Origin of the sequence: Actinomadura chibensis NBRC 106107 (assembly GCF_001552135.1) — a bacterium.
Classification (GTDB): domain Bacteria; phylum Actinomycetota; class Actinomycetes; order Streptosporangiales; family Streptosporangiaceae; genus Spirillospora; species Spirillospora chibensis.
On sequence record NZ_BCQP01000004.1, the window covers coordinates 362,039 to 378,532 of the forward strand.

A 16,494-nucleotide genomic window follows, 5' to 3' on the forward strand; every position below is an offset into this window, starting at 1 on the left:
AGTGGTACCTGCCCTGACGCGGGCCGCCACGACGGACAGTCCACCGGCGGCGCCGGACGCGCCCGAAGCCGCCACCACAGGACCTGGAGGGGCGTATGGCCAGCGCGATGCGCAAGATGGCGGTCTACCTCGGCCTTGTGGAGGACGACCGGTACGACGAGAAGTACGGCGACTACGACGAGTACGAGGTCTACGACGAGGAGCCCGACACCGGTCAGGGCCGTCGTCGCGAGGACGAATCCGGCGGTCAGCTTACCCGAGCCGACGAGACCGCGGACCGCGATCGCGACCATCACTCCACGTCCACCATCGAGCGACGCTCCGTCGCGCTGTACGAGTCCGGTACCACCGACCTTGCGCGCATCACTACGCTGCATCCAAGGACCTACAACGAGGCGAGGACCATCGGCGAGCACTTCCGGGAGGGCACGCCCGTGATCATGAACCTGACCGAGATGGTGGACAGCGACGCCAAGCGTCTGGTCGACTTCGCGGCGGGTCTCGTGTTCGGGCTCCATGGGAGCATCGAGCGTGTTACGAACAAGGTGTTCCTGCTGTCGCCCGCGAACGTGGAGGTGACCGCGGAGGACAAGGCCCGGATGGCGGAACGAGGGTTCTTCAACCAGAGCTGAGAGCCACATGCGAGAGTACCCGTGAACATCGTTGGAACCGTGCTGCAGGTCGTCCTGTACTTCTTCCTCCTGTTCCTGATCGGGAGGTTGATCCTGGAGGTCCTGCAGTCGTTCGCACGGCAGTGGAAGCCGAGCGGCGTGGTGCTGGTGATCGCGGAAGCGACATATACCGTCACCGATCCGCCGCTGAAATTCCTCAGGCGCTTCATCCCGCCCATACGACTGGGTAACGTGGCGCTGGACCTCAGCTTCACCGTGCTCATCCTTGTGGTCTGGGTCTTGATCATCTTCGTGCAGAGGCTCTGATCGGATACCGTCCTTTCGGACAGACTCCAAGCGCGCCAAGGAGACGAACATGCCGCTGACACCCGCCGACGTGCGGAACAAGCAGTTCAGTACCACCCGACTGAGGCCGGGGTACGACGAGGAGGAGGTGGACGCCTTCCTCGACGAGGTCGAGGCGGAGCTCGACCGCCTCATCCAGGAGAACGAGGAACTGCGGGCCAAGCTCGCCGAGTGCCTGCGCGGCAAGGTCCCCGCCATGGCCGCTCCGATCGTGGAGCCGAAGCCGGACGTCCAGAAGATCCCCGAGCCGCCGCGCCCCGAGCCGCAGCCGCAGCCCGAGCCGGAGCCCGTGCTCGGCGGCCTCGGCATGGCCTCCGCGCCCACCGGCGAGGACAACATGGACACCGCGGCCCGCGTCCTCGCGCTCGCGCAGCAGACCGCCGACCAGGCGATCGCGGACGCCCGCCGGGAGGCCGACGAGACGCTCGGCCGCGCCCGCCGCGAGGCCGAGGAGATCCTCGGCAAGGCCCGCCGGCAGGCCGACCAGATCGTCAGCGAGGCCCGGTCCCGCGCCGAGGCCCTCGACCGCGACGCGCAGGAGCGCCACCGCCAGGTGATGGGCTCGCTCGTGCAGCAGCGCGAGGAGCTCGAACGCGAGGTCGACAACCTGCGCGCCTTCGAGCGCGAGTACCGCAGCCGCCTGAAGGTCTACCTGGAGGGCCAGCTCCGCGACCTGGAGGCGGGCAGCACCGAGACGGGCGCGTTCGCCGCCGTCCCCGGCGCGGCCCCCGCCCCGGCGCAGCAGAGCGCCCCGCAGACCGGTCCGCAGGCCCTCCCGCACGCCGAGAACCGCAACGGCACGGCGGGCGCCGCGGCTCCGTCCGCGCCCGGCGCGTTCCCGCCGCCCGCCGAGCACGCCGCCCAGCAGGTGCAGCACTCGGCCACCGGCGCCTTCCACAGCGGCGGCGGTGACAACCCGCCGCACGAGAGGCGCTGACGCCCGCGTCCGGACGGTAGTGTGTCCCGATCGCCGCGGACGGCGTCGTCGCCGTCCGCGCGGCGCGGGAAGGCGGCCGGGGCCGGTCGGCTGGGGAGCCGGGCGGCCTGAACGAGTGGGAGAGACCCTGTGATCATCCTGAGTGGCGTTCTCGTGGTCGTGGCGATCGCCCTGCTGGTGGCGGGGATCGTCGCGGGCAACGGAGACAGCGCACAGGTGTTCGGGCTCGACGCGCTCGTGGTGATCTACATATCGATCGCCGTGAGCATCGTGTCCGCGCTGTGCCTGACCATCGGGGTGTTCCTGCGGCGCAAGGAGCTCTTCGGGACGGGCGCGGTCGCGCAGCCCTCCCGCAAGGCGCGCAAGGCCGACAAGCCCAAGCGGGCCAAGGGCGGCAAGGCCGTGCCGCCCGCCGCGGCGGCGAACGCGCGGGGCGTCCCCGACGCCCGGGGCCCGGCGGCCGACCCGGACGACGAGGTGGCGATCCCGGCCCCGCCGGTCGACGTCCCCGACGACGCGCTGGTGTTCGTCGTGCGCGGCCGCAAGCGCTACCACCTCGACACCTGCCGCCAGCTCGCCGGACGCGAGACCGAGGAACTCACCTACGCCGAGGCCAAGGAGGAGGGGTTCAGCCCCTGTACCGCCTGCATGCCCGACACCGCATTGGCGGCGCGCGCCGCGGCGTCGGCACCCGCGTCCCCGGACGCGAGCGGGGCGGCGGGGGACCGGACCCCTTCTCCGCGGCCCGGCACGGCACGCTCCGAGAGCGGCCTCGCGGGCCTCGCGAAACAGCCGCCCGCCCAGTCGGCCCCGCCAGCGCCGTCCTCCCCGTCCTCCCCGTCCGCTCCGCACGCCGCGCCGACCGCGTTCGACACGACGGCCGAGATCCCGCGGGCGGAGCGCCCCGCCGAGCCGGAGCCGCCGCGCGCCCCGGTGAACCCGACCCTGACCGACCTGCCGGTCGCGAGCCTCGCCCCGGCCGCGGAGCCCCCGCGGCCCGCCGAGCGGCCCGAGCCCGCCGCGCCCGAGCCGGCGGACGCCGCCGCCGCGGAACCGCCCGCCGAGGCCGAACCGGCGCCGGACGAGCCCGCCGCCGAGACCGCGCCCGCCGCCGAGTCGGAGCCCGCGCCCGCTGAGCCCGCGCTCGCAGAGACGGCGCCTGCCGAGTCGGCGCCCGCTGAGCCGGGGCCCGAGACGGCCGCCGACACGCCGTCCTCCGAGGCCGCCGCCCCGCAGCCGCGCGACTCCGACGACACGGACGTCCCCCGCGAGGACGCCGCCCCCGCCCCGGCCGAGTCCGAGGGCGACGACCTCCAGGTCCGGATCCTGAGCGGCACCAAGCGCTACCACCGCACCGACTGCGCCCTCATCGAGGACATCGGCGACGAGGCCGACGACCTGGAGTCGCTGTCCCGCGCGGAGGCCAAGTCCCGGGGCTGCACCCCCTGCCTGGTCTGCCAGCCCGACCGCGAACGCGCCCGCGACTGACCCGGCGGCGGTGCCGCCGGGCGGCGCTCAGCCCCCGCGCTCGCGGCGCAGTTCGCGGAGGCGGTCCCGTCGCTCGTCGCGCCGCTCGCGGATGTCCTCGCGCAGCTCCCGCCGCCGTTCCCGCAGCTCCTGGTGGTGCTCGCGGTGCAGTTGGTGGATCTCGCGGTGCCGGTCGCGGCGGCTCCTCTTGTCGCCGATCGCGCGGCGGGTGACGCTGACCCCGCCGAAGATCACCGTCCCGGTGATCCGGATGACGGGGGCGCCCGGGTCGGTGACGTCGTCCTCCGGCAGCTCGTTGCCGCCGAAGATCACCGTGTTCGCGCCGACGACGCGGACACCGGGCGGCACCACCAGGTTCACGCCGCCGAACACGCAGGTGATGTTGACCGCGACCTCGCTCCGGCTGAGGACGGCCTGCCGGAAGTCCAGGTCGGCGCCGCCGAACACGCACGAGATGTTGGTGGTGGGCTCGACGAGCCAGCGGCCCTTGCGCTCCACCCCGCTGAAGATCGCCACGAGGTTGGGCGACTGCGGCGCGGGCGGCGCGAGGGGCGCCTCCTCCTTGCGCAGGTCCACGCGGGGCCGCGCCTCGTGCTCGGCCGGAAGGTCGCTGAGGACGGGCTCCAGCTCGGCGTACGTCTTCGCGTTGTAGACCGCGTCGATGCGCTCGGCGTGCTCCTCGGGGGTGATGCGTCCCTCCGCGAGGGCTTCGCGCAGGCGGTCGGCGACCCGGTCCCGGTCGGCGTCCGACGCGCGCATGCCCGCGGCCGCCGGCCGCGCGGGGACTCCGGGCTCAGAAGGCTGCTCGGGAAGGTTCACCCCTCAATGATGGCAAACGCGATGTGTCGCGACAATCTCCCTCGCCGTACCGGTCGCGCGGACCGTCCGGCGACCGGCACGGCGACCGGCACGGCGAGGGACGCGACGCGGCGTCAGGCCTTCCGGAGGTAGTAGGTGAGGCCCAGTTCCTCGTCGCGGTTGGCCTTGAGGCCGTCCGGGCGGCCCTCGGCGACCGCGGCGGCGAGCACCTCGGCGGCGAGCTCTCCGCCGTGGGCGCGCAGCGCCTCGGCGAGGTCGGTGCCGGTGGCCTCCCACCACAGCTCGATGCGGTCGGTGACGTCCAGCCCGGCGGCCTTGCGGCCCTCCTGGACGAGCCGGACCGCCTCCCGCACCAGCCCCGCCCGGCGCAGCTCCGGCGTGACGGTGAGGTCGAGCGCGACGGTCTCGCCCGCGGCGCTCTCCACCGCCCAGCCGCTGCGCGGCCGCTCGGTGACGATCACGTCGTCCGCCGACAGGGCGACGGCGCCGACGCCGTCCGCCTCGACCTCGGCCGCGCCCGCGCGGATCGCGCGCACGAGCCCGGCCGGGTCGGCCGCGGAGATCGCCTTGGCGACCTTCGGGGTGTCCTTGGCGTAGCGCTTGCCGAGCTCCCGGAAGTTGGGCTTGACCTCGTACTCGACCAGGTCGCCGCCGATCGAGGACAGCTCCTCGAAGCCGAGGACGTTCAGCTCCTCGGAGATCTGCGCGCGCAGCTGCTCCGGCAGCGCGGACCAGCCGGCGGCGCCGACGAGGGCGCGGCCGAGGGGCTGGCGCGTCCGGACGCCGCTCGCGGCGCGGGCGGACCGGCCGAGCTCGACCAGCCGCCGGACGAGCGCCATCTGCGCCGTCAGCGCGTCGTCGAGGAGGCTCTCGTCCACGGCCGGCCAGTCGGTCAGGTGCACCGACTCGGGGGCGTCCTCGGGGCGGATGACGTCCCACACGTGGTCGGTGACGAACGGCACGATCGGCGCCATCAGCCGGGTCAGCGTCTCCAGGCACGTGTAGAGGGTCGCGAACGCGGACGCGCCGTCCGGGCTCTGCGGCCCCTCCCAGAACCGCCGCCGCGACCGCCGCACGTACCAGTTGGACAGGTCGTCGACGAACTGGGTGAGGAACCGCCCGGCGCGGGCGGTGTCGAAGGTCTCCAGCGCGGCGTCGACCTCCCGGACGGTCCGGTGCAGCTCGGCGAGGGCCCACCGGTCGAGGAGCGGCCGGTCGGCCGGGGCGGGCGCCTCGGCGAGCCGGTCCGGCGTCCACGCGCGGCCCTGCGCCGCCGCCGCGTTGGCGTACAGGACGAAGAACGACGCGGTGTGCCAGTAGGTGAGGAGGACCTTCCGGACGATCTCCTCCAGCGCGCTGTGCCCGACCCGGCGCGACGCCCACGGCAGCCCGTTCGCGGCCATGAACCAGCGCACCGCGTCCGCGCCGTGCTGGTCCATCAGCGGGATGGGCCGCAGGACGTTCCCGAGGTGCTTGCTCATCTTGCGGCCGTCCTCGGCGAGGATCAGCCCGAGGCAGACGACGTTCTCGTACGACGACCGGTCGAACACGAGCGTCCCGACCGCCATGAGGGAGTAGAACCAGCCGCGCGTCTGGTCCTGGGCCTCGCAGATGTACTGGGCGGGGTAGGAGTCCTCGAACATCTCGTTGTCGCGGTGGGGCGCGCCCCACTGCGCGAACGGCATCGACCCGGAGTCGTACCAGGCGTCGATGACGTCGGGCACGCGCCGCGCCTCCGCGCCGCACCGCGGGCAGGGGAACGCGACGTCGTCCACGTAGGGGCGGTGGGGGTCGAGCGAGGACAAGTCGCTCCCCGCCAGTTCCCCGAGCTCCCTCAGGGACCCGACGCAGGTGATGTGCTCCTCGTCCTCACCGCAGACCCAGAGGGGGAGGGGAGTGCCCCAGTAGCGGCTCCGGGACAGCGACCAGTCGACGTTGTTGCGCAGCCACTCGCCGTACCGGCCGTGCTTGACCGTCTCCGGGAACCAGTTCGTCTTCTCGTTCTCCTCCAGCAGCCGGTCCTTGATCTGCGTGGTGCGGATGTACCAGGCGGGGAGCGCGTAGTAGAGCAGCGGGGTGTGGCACCGCCAGCAGTGCGGGTAGGCGTGCTCGAAGTGCCCGCCCCGGAACAGCAGCCCGCGCGCGCGCAGGTCGTCGGTGAGGGGCTCGTCGGCGTCCTTGAAGAACTTGTTCCCGACCAGGGGGACTTCGCGCAGGAAGCGTCCGTCCGGGCCGATCGGGTTGACGATGGGCATGCCGTAGTTCTTGCAGACGGTCATGTCGTCCGCGCCGAACGCGGGCGCCTGGTGGACGAGGCCCGTCCCGTCCTCGACGGTGACGTAGTCGCCGAGGACGACGTAGTGCGCGTCCGGGATGTCGACCAGGTCGAACGGACGCCGGTAGGTCGTCCGCTCAAGCTCGGTGCCCTGGTAGGTGGCGAGGCGTTCGGCGTCCTCGCCGAGCACCTGCTCCAGGAGGGGTTCGGCGACGACGAGCACCTCGTCCGACCCCTTCGGGCGGGCGGCCACGTACGTCACGTCGGGGTGGACGGCCACGGCGGTGTTGGAGACCAGCGTCCAGGGCGTCGTCGTCCAGATGAGCAGCGCCGCGCCCATCTCGGCCAGCGGGCCGGACGTCACGGGCATGCGCACGTACACCGAAGGGCTGGTGACGTCCTCGTACCCGCCGGGCTGGCCCAGCTCGTGGTCGGACAGGCCCGTCCCGCAGCGCGGGCAGTAGGGCGTGATGCGGAAGTCGCGGAACAGCAGGCCCTTGTCGAACACCTGCTTCAGGGACCACCACACGGCCTCGACGTACTCGGAGTCCATCGTCCGGTACGCCTGGTCGGTGTTGACCCAGTAGCCCATGCGCTCGGTCATTTCCTCGAACGCGTCCACGTGGCGCAGGACGGATTCGCGGCAGCGGGCGTTGAACTCCGCGACGCCGTACTCCTCGATGTCCTTCTTGCCGGTGAGCCCGAGCTCCTTCTCCACGGCGACCTCGACGGGCAGGCCGTGGCAGTCCCAGCCCGCCTTGCGCGGGACGTGGAACCCCTTCATCGTCTTGAAGCGCGGGAAGACGTCCTTGAACACGCGGGCCTCGACGTGGTGGACGCCCGGCATGCCGTTCGCGGTCGGCGGCCCCTCGTAGAACACCCACCGGGGGCCGGACGCGGTGCGCTCCAGCGACCGCTCGAAGATCTTGCTCTCCTGCCAGCGGCGCAGCATGTCCCGCTCCAGGGCGGGCAGATCGACCTGCGCGGGCAGGGGCCGAAAGGCTCGGCTCACGGTGGCGGACCTCCGGATCGACGCGAACACGTTGACCGGAGGGACGAGGCGCGTGCCCGGACCTATCCGAGCGGCCCCGCGGTACCACCCTCCTTGGCCGCGCCCGCACGGCACGGCCCGCTTCGTTCCAGTCGCGGCTGCCGGTTCTACTGCGCCCGCTGCGGGGCGGTTCCTCCGGCGGCTCCGGGGTGATCTGGCCGCCGGGCTCGCCCCCGGGCTCGCACCGTCCCCGGGTCGCTCATGGCTGCTGTGCGGCGGCAGGTGTCCCCATCACGGCCTGCCGATACGACTGCTCGTCCAGACTCTAACGCACGCGGGACGCGCTCTCTTCCCGATTCCTCCCCGCCGGGGGCGGGGGCGGGCCGGGTGCCGTTCCTTTGCGATCTCGTGCGACGCCCCTGGGTTTCCAGGCGTTCGGCGACCGGGCATAAGCGGGCGGTAACGCGGCCCAGGTCGTTTGCCGCGTCCGAGAAAGGGGACCTATGCTGCCCGCACTGCCCGTCGAGGCGACCAGCGCGAGGGAGGCCGACATGGCCGGCGCGAGGAGGGGCGCACAGCCCGCCGAGAAGGCACCAGCCGGAACGACCCGGGGGACGCGGCCACAGGCGGCCAAGCCGCCCGCCGCGAAGGGACCGGCCGCGAGAGCGCGCAAGCCGGGCGCGGCGAAACGCGCCCCGGCCAAGCCCGCGCCGCCCGCGGAGCCGGTCGACGCGGTCGATCCGGTGGACGCGGTCGAGCCCGCGGCCGGCGGGAAGGCCGCCAAGCCGCGCGCGAAGGCCGCCGAACTGCCGGTCCGCGAGGGCGAGCACCAGTGGACGCCCGCCGAGCTGGCCGAGGTGCGGGCCGCGCTGCGCGAGCAGATCGAGGCCCTGCGCGCGGAGATCGCCGCGTCCGCGAACCAGATCGCCGAGGGCGACACGAGCGACGGGGCCGGGGACGACCAGGCCGACGCGGGCGCCAAGACCTACGAGCGCGAGCACGAGCTGGCACTGTCATACAATTCTCAGGACCTGCTCGCCCAGATCGAGCGGGCCGTCCAGCGGATGGACGCCGGCACGTACGGGATCTGCGAGTCCTGCGCCAGGCCGATCGGCAAGGCGCGCCTCCAGGTCTTCCCGCGTGCGACCCTGTGTGTGACATGCAAACAACGCGAGGAACGCCGCTGAGCGACTCAACGAACCCAGAGGGCGGGGCCGAGGAATCCACGGGATCTCCTCGGCCGCGCCGCGTCGGCGTGCTGGTCGCCGTGGCCCTGGCCGCGCTCGCCGCCGACATCGCGTCCAAGACGATCGTGGTGGCGACGCTGCAGGACGAGGAGCCGGTCCGGCTGCTCGGCGGGCTGCTCACGCTCCGCGAGACCCGCAACAGCGGCGCCGCGTTCTCGATCGGCACCGGCTACACGCTCGTCTTCACCCTGATCGCGTTCGGCGTGGTCGTGGCGATCCTGCGGACCGCGCGGAACCTGCGCAGCCTGCCCTGGGCGGTCTGCCTCGGCCTGCTGCTCGGCGGCGCGGTCGGCAACCTGATCGACCGGATGCTGCGCGCCCCCGGGCCGCTGAAGGGGCACGTCGTCGACTGGATCCAGGTCCCGGACTTCCCGGTGTTCAACCTGGCCGACTCGGCGATCGTGTGCGGCGGCGCGCTGGCCGTCCTGCTGGCGGCCCGCGGCCTCCAGGTCGACGGGACGCGCGTCGGCGACGACGACCCCCCGGAACCGGGCCCCGAGCCGCGAGGCGCGGACGAGGACGAGCCGGAACGCGGCGGCGCTCACGCGTCGGAGGAGAAGTCCTGATGGGCGACGTGCGCGGCCTCCCCGTCCCGGACGGCCTGGAGGGCGAGCGGATCGACGCCGCCCTCGCGCGGCTGTTCGGCCTGTCGCGCGGCGGCGCGGCCGACATCATCGCGGCGGGCGACGTCCTGCTGGACGGCGCCGCCGTGGTCACGAAGTCCGAGCGGCTGCACGCGGGCGCCTGGCTGGAGGTGACGCTGCCGCCGCCGCCCGCGCCCCCCGCGCCGGTCGCCGAGCCCGTCCCCGGCATGGGGATCCTGTACGAGGACGACGACATCGTCGTCGTGAACAAGCCGATCGGCGTCGCGGCCCACCCCACCACCGGCTGGACGGGCCCGACCGTCCTCGGCGGGCTGCTCGGCGCCGGGCACACGATCGCGACCAGCGGGGCGTCCGAGCGGCAGGGCATCGTGCACCGGCTGGACGCCAACACCACGGGCGCGATGGTCGTCGCCAAGAGCGAGACCGCCTACTCGCGGCTGAAGCGCGCGTTCAAGGAGCGCCGCATCGACAAGCGCTACCAGGCGCTCGTCCAGGGGCATCCCGACCCGTTCCGCGGGACGGTCGACGCGCCGATCGACCGGCACCCGTCCGGCGACGGCCGGTTCGCGGTCGTGGCGGGCGGCAAGCCGTCCGTCACGCACTACGACACGGTCGAGGCGTTCCGGGCGGCCACCCTGCTCGACATCGACCTGGAGACGGGGCGCACGCACCAGATCCGGGTGCACATGGCCGCGATCCGGCACCCGTGCGTGGGCGACCTGGCGTACGGGGCCGACCCGACGCTGGCGGCGCGGCTCGGGCTGCGGCGGCAGTGGCTGCACGCCGTCCGGCTGGGGTTCGAGCACCCGTCCACGGGCGAGTGGGTGGAGTTCCAGAGCCCCTACCCGGACGACCTGGCCCGCGCGCTGGAGATCGTCCAGGACGAGTCCTGAGCGTCAGAGGCCGAGCAGGCGCAGCCCCGCCGCGACCCCGGCGGCGATGACGAGGACGAGCAGGAACGGCGCCCGCAGCAGCAGCGCCGCCACGGCCGCGCCGAGGCCCGCCAGGCGCGGCCCGTCCAACTCCAGCGCCCGGCCGTCCGCGAGCGCCTGGACGGCGATCAGCGCGGTCAGCAGCGCCACCGGCACCAGCTCGGTGAACCGGCGCATCCTCGGGTCGTCCAGGACGCGCTGCGGCGTGACGAGCCCGGCGAGCTTCAGCGCGTAGCACCCGAGCCCGGTCGCGACGACCGCGATCCACACGTTCACGACTTCTCCGTCCCGCGCAGGAGGGCGGGCAGGGCGGCGAGGGCGGCGAGCATGACGGGGACGCCGGGCGGCAGCAGCGGCGTCGCGGCGATCGCGATGACCGCGGCGGCCGCCGCGACCCGCACCTCCGCGCGCCCCGCCGTGAGCCGGGGCCACAGCAGGGCGAGGAACGCGGCGGGGCCGAGGACGTCCAGGCCGATCGCGTCGGGGTCGCCGAGCCGGGCGGCGCCGGCCGCGCCCGCCAGCGTCGTGGCGTTCCAGGCCAGGTAGAGGCTGATCGCGGTGGTGTAGAAGCCCGCGCGGGCGGCGGCCCGGCCGCGCTGGGCGGTCGCGACGGCGGTGGTCTCGTCGATCACGACCTGCGCGGTCAGCAGCCGCCGCCAGCCGCGCACGCCGAGCGTCCGCGCGAGCCGCAGCCCGTACAGCGCGTTGCGCCCGCCGAGCAGCACCGCGCCGAGCGATCCGGCGACCAGCCCGCCGCCCCCGCCGATCACCCCGGCCAGCGCGAACTGCGACGCCCCGGTGAACGCGAGCAGGCTCAGCACGCACGCCTGCGCGACGCTGAGCCCGGCCGTGACCGCCGCCGCGCCGAACGCGACGCCGGACACGCCGACGGCGATGCCCACGCCCAGCCCGTCCCGGACGGCGGCGGACCGCGCGGTCTCCGCGGGCGCCGCCGCCTCCTCGGCTTCGGTGACCTCCATGCCCGCGACGCTAGCCGGACGGCCGCCGGGCGTTCTTGAACGTTCTTGCGCGGGACGGCGTCCGGCGCCCGTCACGGCGACTCGGCCGCGTCCAGCCCGGCCTCGATCACCGCCGCCATGATCCGGGCGAGCCGCTCCGGGCCGAGGGAGGGGGCGCGCTCCGCCATCGCCGCGACGATCTCCCGCTCCCGGCCCGGGTCGCGGCCCGCGAACCCGCCGACCGGCTTCAGCCGCTGGACGACCGCCGCGACGGCGGCCCGGCGCTCCAGCAGGACGGCGAGCGCCGCGTCCAGCCCGTCGATCGCGGCCCGGGCCTCGCCGAGCGTCGCGATCTCCCCGGCGGACGGCAGCGGGACGCGCAGCTCGTCCGCCCGCCCGCAGGCGGGGCAGGGCGCGTCGTGCCCGGCGGGGTCGATGACCTGGTCGTGCATGGGTGGTCCCCTCTCGTGCCGCGGCCGCGCGCAGGGGATCCGTGCCGGGGCCGCTCCGATCAACAGGAAAAGGCAGAGTCCGCGGGGACTCTGCCTTCTGGCCGGCTCCGGGGTCGTCGCTCAGGTCGCGGTGCGGACCGGCTCGCCCGGAGCCGGCCGCGTAAACCTGAAGTAGCGGCGATCCATGCCCCGATCGTATGCCGGGACGTCGGGCGCCCGTCAAACCCCGGACGGCGCCGTCTCGCCCACTGAGACGTCCCGGCTAGCATGACCGGCATGGGCGCCGTGTCCGGCGCGGGGGAGGCCGCGCACTTCTTCCGGCATCCGGCGATCCCGGACGTCGACCTGCTGCGGGCCCGCTACGTCACGCACCGGTTCGCCCGGCACACCCACGACGGCTACGTGTTCGGCGTGATCGACGCGGGCGTCGAGGAGTTCGAGCACCCCGGCGGGGTCGTGCGGGCCGGGCCCGGCTCGGTCGTCGTCGTCAATCCCGGCGTCATCCACGACGGGCGCGCGGGCGCGCCGGAGGGCTGGGCGTACCGGGTGATCTACCCGCCGGTGGACGTCGTCGCCGCGGTGGCCGCCGAGCTCGGCGCGCGGCCGGGCACGCCCGCGTTCCCCGACTCCGTGCTGGACGACCCGTCCGCCGCCGCCCTGCTGCGCGCCGTGCACGCGGCGGGCGAGAAGGGCGACGCGCTCGCCGCGTCCACCTTCCTGCGGACGACCCTCGCGCGGCTGCTGACCGGGCACTCCCGCGAGGTCCGCCGCGACGACCCGCGCCGCCCGGCGGGCATGCCGCGCGCGGTCCGGGAGGCCCGCGAGATCCTGCACGCGAACCTGGTCGGCCCGCCGTCGCTGGACGAGCTGGCCGACGCGGTCGGCGCCCGCCCGTTCCCGCTGCTGCGGGCGTTCCGCGAGACGGTGGGGCTGCCGCCGCACGCCTACCTGAACCAGGTGCGCGTCCGGGCGGCGCGGGCCCTGCTGGACGAGGGGCTGCGCCCCGCCGAGGTCGCGTCCCGCACCGGTTTCGCCGACCAGGCGCACCTGTCGCGGCACTTCAAGCGCACTCTCGGTGTCCCGCCGGGGGCCTACCGTAGTGCCCGCCGGAATGGGCGCGTCGTGGCGCGTGGGGCGGAAGAAGAGAGTTAGGCTCTCAAGCACCGCGTCAGTCCGGCCGGCCGCCGGGTTGACGATCTTCCCCCGGTCCGATACGCGCCGCGTGCCGCGAGGTACGTGCGCGGTCGCATGCGACGAGCAGCAGGAGGCGCAGCAGGCATGGCCGACTCTTTCGTTCATCTGCACGTCCACACCGAGTACTCCATGCTCGACGGAGCCGCCCGGCTGAAGCAGATGTTCGAGGAGGTCGGGCGGCAGAAGATGCCGGCGATCGCCATGACCGACCACGGCAACATGCACGGCGCCTACGACTTCCACAAGCAGGCGACGGCGGCCGGGGTGACCCCGATCATCGGGATCGAGGCGTACATGGCGCCCGAGTCGCGGTACCACAAGAAGAAGGTCCAGTGGGGCGAGCCGAGCCAGAAGCGCGACGACGTCTCCGGCGGCGGCCTGATCAACCACATGACGCTGTGGGCGCGCAACGCCACGGGCCTGCACAACCTGTTCAAGCTGTCCAGCCGCGCCTACACCGAGGGCTTCGTCTTCAAGTACGCGCGCATGGACGAGGAGCTCCTCGCCGAGCACGCCGACGGCATCATGGCGACGACCGGGTGCCCGTCCGGGAAGGTGCAGACGCGGCTGCGGCTCGGCCAGTTCGACGAGGCGCTCAAGGCCGCCGCGAACTTCCAGGACATCCTCGGCAAGGACAACTACTTCCTCGAGCTGATGGACCACGGCCTCGACATCGAGCGCCGCGTCCGCGACGGCCTGATCGAGATCAGCAAGCGGCTGAACATCCCGCCGGTCGTCACGAACGACTCGCACTACACGCACGAGTCGGAGGCGACCGCGCACGACGCGCTCCTGTGCGTCCAGGTCGGCAAGCAGCTCGCCGACCCCGACCGGTTCCGGTTCGACGGGTCCGGCTACTACCTCAAGACGGCCGACGAGATGCGCGCCATCGACTCGTCCGACATCTGGGCCGAGGGCTGCAGGAACACGCTGCTGATCGCGGAGCGCGTCGAGCCCGAGGGCATGTTCGAGTACCGCGACCTCAGCCCCCGCTTCCCCGTCCCCGAGGGCGAGACGGAGGAGAGCTGGTTCCGCAAGGAGGTCTGGAAGGGCCTGGAGCGCCGCTTCCCGGACGGCCTGCCCGAGGGCTACAAGGAGCAGGCCGAGTACGAGATGGACGTCATCCTCGGCAAGGGGTACCCGTCGTACTTCCTCGTCGTCGCCGACTTCATCATGTGGGCCAAGGAAAACGGCATCCTCGTCGGCCCGGGCCGCGGCAGCGCCGCCGGGTCGCTCGTCGCCTACGCGATGGGCATCACCGACCTCGACCCCATCCCGCACGGACTGATCTTCGAGCGGTTCCTGAACCCCGAGCGCGCGTCCATGCCCGACATCGACATCGACTTCCCTGAAGACCGGCGGGCCGAGGTCATCCGGTACACGACGGAGAAGTGGGGCGCCGACAAGGTCTCGTTCATCGCCACGTTCGGCACCATCAAGGCGAAGGCCGCCATCAAGGACGCGGGCCGCGTCCTCGGCTTCCCCTACGCGCTCGGCGACCGGATCTCCAAGGCGTTCCCGCCCGCCGTCATGGGCAAGGACATCCCCCTCTCCGGCATCTTCGACGACAAGCACCCGCGCCACGGCGAGGCGGGCGAGCTGCGCAAGCTGTACGAGGAAGAGCCCGACGTCAAGCAGATCATGGATCTGGCGCAGGGCCTGGAGGGCCTGATCCGGCAGACCGGCGTGCACGCCGCCGGGGTGATCATGTCCGGGGAGACGATCACCGACCACGTCCCGATCATGCGCCGGGACGCCGACGGCGCGATCATCACGCAGTTCGACTACCCGACCTGCGAGACGCTCGGCCTGCTGAAGATGGACTTCCTCGGGCTGCGCAACCTGACGATCATCGACGACGCGCTCACCGGGATCCGCCGCAACAAGGGCACCGAGGTCGACCTGCTCGCCCTCCCGCTGACCGACAAGCCCACCTACGACCTGCTCGCCCGGGGCGACACCCTCGGCGTGTTCCAGTTCGACGGCGGCCCGATGCGCTCGCTGCTCCGGCTGATGAAGCCCGACAACTTCGAGGACATCTCCGCCGTCGGCGCCCTGTACCGGCCCGGCCCGATGGGCGCGAACTCCCACACCAACTACGCGCTCCGCAAGAACGGCCAGCAGGAGATCACCCCGATCCACCCGGAGCTGGAGGAGCCGCTCAGGGAGATCCTCGACACCACCTACGGCCTGATCGTCTATCAGGAGCAGGTGATGGCGATCGCGCAGAAGGTGGCGGGCTACACGCTCGGCAAAGCGGACCTGCTCCGCCGCGTCATGGGCAAGAAGAAGAAGGCGGAGCTGGACGCCCAGTACGTCGGCTTCGAGCAGGGCATGCTCGACAACGGCTTCTCCAAGGAGGCCGTGAAGACCCTGTGGGACATCCTCGTCCCGTTCTCCGACTACGCGTTCAACAAGGCGCACTCCGCCGCGTACGGCCTCGTCTCCTACTGGACGGCCTACCTCAAGGCGAACTACCCGGCCGAGTACATGGCGGCGTTGCTCACCTCCGTCGGCGACGACAAGGACAAGAGCGCCCTCTACCTGTCGGAGTGCCGCCGGATGGGGCTGAAGGTCCTGCCGCCGGACGTCAACACCTCCGAGGCCGACTTCACCCCGCTGGGCGACACCGAGATCCGGTTCGGGCTGTCGGCCGTCCGCAACGTCGGCACCAACGTCGTGGACGGCATCGTCGCCGCCCGCAAGGAGAAGGGCGCCTACACCGACTTCAACGACTTCCTGAACAAGGTCCCGCCGATCGTCTGCAACAAGCGGGTCGTGGAGTCGCTGATCAAGGCGGGCGCGTTCGACGAGCTCGGCCACCAGCGCAAGGCGCTGCTGATGGTGCACGAGCAGGCGATCGACTCGGTCATCGACATCAAGCGCAAGGAGGCCGTCGGCCAGGACTCCCTCTTCGGCGCGCTGGAGGACGAGAGCGGCGAGGACGCGTTCGCCGTCGCGATCCCCGAGGGCGAGGAGTGGGACAAGACCACCCTCCTCGCGTTCGAGCGGGAGATGCTCGGCCTGTACGTGTCCGACCACCCGCTGCTCGGCGTCGAGCACATCCTGGAGCGCGAGGCCGACTGCACGATCGCCGTCCTGAACGAGGGCGAGCGGCCGGACGGGCAGATCGTCATCGTCGCGGGCCTGCTGTCCGGGCTGCAGCGCAAGGTCACCAAGCAGGGCAACTCGTGGGCGATGTTCCAGCTCGAAGACCTCGGCGGGTCGATCGAGGTGCTGTGCTTCCCGTCCGCCTACCAGCTCTGCTCGACGCTGCTCGCCGAGGACGCGATCCTCGTCGTCAAGGGCAAGCTCGACCGCCGCGAGGACGTCGCCAAGATCATCGCGATGGAGGTGATCCAGCCCGACCTCACGATCACCGACGCGACCGGCCCGCTCTCGGTCACGATGCCGCTCGGCCGCTGCACGCCCCCCACGGTGTCGCGGCTGAAGGAGGTCCTGGTGACCCACCCGGGCACGGCGGAGGTGCACCTGCACGTCCAGAACGGCCCCCGCACCACGGTGATCCGCCTGGACGACCGCCTCCGCGTGGCCCCGTCCCCCGCCCTGATGGGCGACCTGAAACAACTCCTAGGCCCCTCGTGCCTTGGTTAGCCC

At 72.9% G+C, this 16,494-nt stretch carries 14 protein-coding genes; 9 read left to right on the forward strand and 5 right to left on the reverse strand.

From position 1 onward, the window contains the following. Positions 1-95 precede the first annotated feature (95 nt). The 4 genes from ACH01S_RS03540 (at position 96) to ACH01S_RS03555 (ending at position 3,402) form a co-directional block, all read left to right on the forward strand. Positions 96-632 carry a cell division protein SepF gene (locus ACH01S_RS03540; protein WP_067885219.1) on the forward strand — a complete coding sequence of 179 codons (537 nt, stop codon included), beginning with the start codon at positions 96-98 and terminating at the stop codon, positions 630-632. Between the two features lie 21 nt (positions 633-653). Next, positions 654-938: a YggT family protein gene (locus ACH01S_RS03545; protein WP_067885221.1), complete on the forward strand. Its 285-nt coding sequence runs from the start codon at positions 654-656 to the stop codon at positions 936-938. Between the two features lie 49 nt (positions 939-987). After that, on the forward strand, positions 988-1,914 hold the full coding sequence (locus ACH01S_RS03550; protein WP_067885223.1) for a DivIVA domain-containing protein: 927 nt from the start codon (positions 988-990) through the stop codon (positions 1,912-1,914). 129 nt (positions 1,915-2,043) lie between these two features. Then, positions 2,044-3,402 (forward strand): hypothetical protein, encoded by a 1,359-nt coding sequence (locus ACH01S_RS03555; protein WP_067885225.1) that lies wholly within the window; start codon positions 2,044-2,046, stop codon positions 3,400-3,402. Positions 3,403-3,429: 27 nt separating this feature from the next. Here ACH01S_RS03555 and ACH01S_RS03560 read toward each other — a convergent pair whose 3' ends face one another. After that, the gene (locus ACH01S_RS03560) at positions 3,430-4,221 is read right to left on the reverse strand and encodes a DUF1707 SHOCT-like domain-containing protein (RefSeq protein WP_306303230.1); all 792 of its coding nucleotides are present in this window, start codon (positions 4,219-4,221) and stop codon (positions 3,430-3,432) included. A gap of 113 nt (positions 4,222-4,334) precedes the next feature. Then, on the reverse strand, positions 4,335-7,508 hold the full coding sequence (gene ileS, locus ACH01S_RS03565; protein ID WP_067885303.1) for an isoleucine--tRNA ligase: 3,174 nt from the start codon (positions 7,506-7,508) through the stop codon (positions 4,335-4,337). A 785-nt stretch (positions 7,509-8,293) separates the two neighbouring features. On the opposite strand from ileS, the gene ACH01S_RS45705 reads away from it, so the two are divergent. From ACH01S_RS45705 to ACH01S_RS03580, 3 genes are all read left to right on the forward strand, one after another. Continuing rightward, positions 8,294-8,674 carry a TraR/DksA family transcriptional regulator gene (locus tag ACH01S_RS45705; protein WP_246236796.1) on the forward strand — a complete coding sequence of 127 codons (381 nt, stop codon included), beginning with the start codon at positions 8,294-8,296 and terminating at the stop codon, positions 8,672-8,674. A 68-nt stretch (positions 8,675-8,742) separates the two neighbouring features. Next, positions 8,743-9,300 (forward strand): signal peptidase II, encoded by a 558-nt coding sequence (gene lspA / locus ACH01S_RS03575; protein WP_246236756.1) that lies wholly within the window; start codon positions 8,743-8,745, stop codon positions 9,298-9,300. Further along, positions 9,300-10,232, forward strand: a complete 933-nt coding sequence (locus ACH01S_RS03580) for an RluA family pseudouridine synthase (RefSeq protein ID WP_067885233.1) — start codon at positions 9,300-9,302, stop codon at positions 10,230-10,232. The genes lspA and ACH01S_RS03580 overlap by 1 nt, the downstream gene beginning before the upstream one ends. A 3-nt stretch (positions 10,233-10,235) precedes the next feature. On the opposite strand, the gene ACH01S_RS03585 is transcribed toward ACH01S_RS03580, so the two are convergent. The 3 genes from ACH01S_RS03585 to ACH01S_RS03595 form a co-directional block, all read right to left on the reverse strand. Beyond that, complete coding sequence (locus tag ACH01S_RS03585; protein ID WP_067885235.1) at positions 10,236-10,547, reverse strand: AzlD domain-containing protein; 312 nt, start codon at positions 10,545-10,547, stop codon at positions 10,236-10,238. After that, a complete protein-coding gene (locus ACH01S_RS03590) occupies positions 10,544-11,251 on the reverse strand; it encodes an AzlC family ABC transporter permease (RefSeq protein ID WP_067885237.1) in 708 nt (235 codons plus the stop codon). Before ACH01S_RS03590 ends, ACH01S_RS03585 begins: the two co-directional genes overlap by 4 nt. A 71-nt stretch (positions 11,252-11,322) precedes the next feature. After that, positions 11,323-11,682 carry a chorismate mutase gene (locus ACH01S_RS03595; protein ID WP_083980255.1) on the reverse strand — a complete coding sequence of 120 codons (360 nt, stop codon included), beginning with the start codon at positions 11,680-11,682 and terminating at the stop codon, positions 11,323-11,325. A 276-nt stretch (positions 11,683-11,958) separates the two neighbouring features. On the opposite strand from ACH01S_RS03595, the gene ACH01S_RS03600 reads away from it, so the two are divergent. Together ACH01S_RS03600 and dnaE are read left to right on the forward strand one after the other, a co-directional pair. Next, on the forward strand, positions 11,959-12,834 hold the full coding sequence (locus ACH01S_RS03600) for an AraC family transcriptional regulator (RefSeq protein WP_067885309.1): 876 nt from the start codon (positions 11,959-11,961) through the stop codon (positions 12,832-12,834). Between the two features lie 126 nt (positions 12,835-12,960). Beyond that, positions 12,961-16,491, forward strand: a complete 3,531-nt coding sequence (gene dnaE, locus ACH01S_RS03605) for a DNA polymerase III subunit alpha (RefSeq protein ID WP_067885239.1) — start codon at positions 12,961-12,963, stop codon at positions 16,489-16,491. Positions 16,492-16,494: the final 3 nt, after the last annotated feature.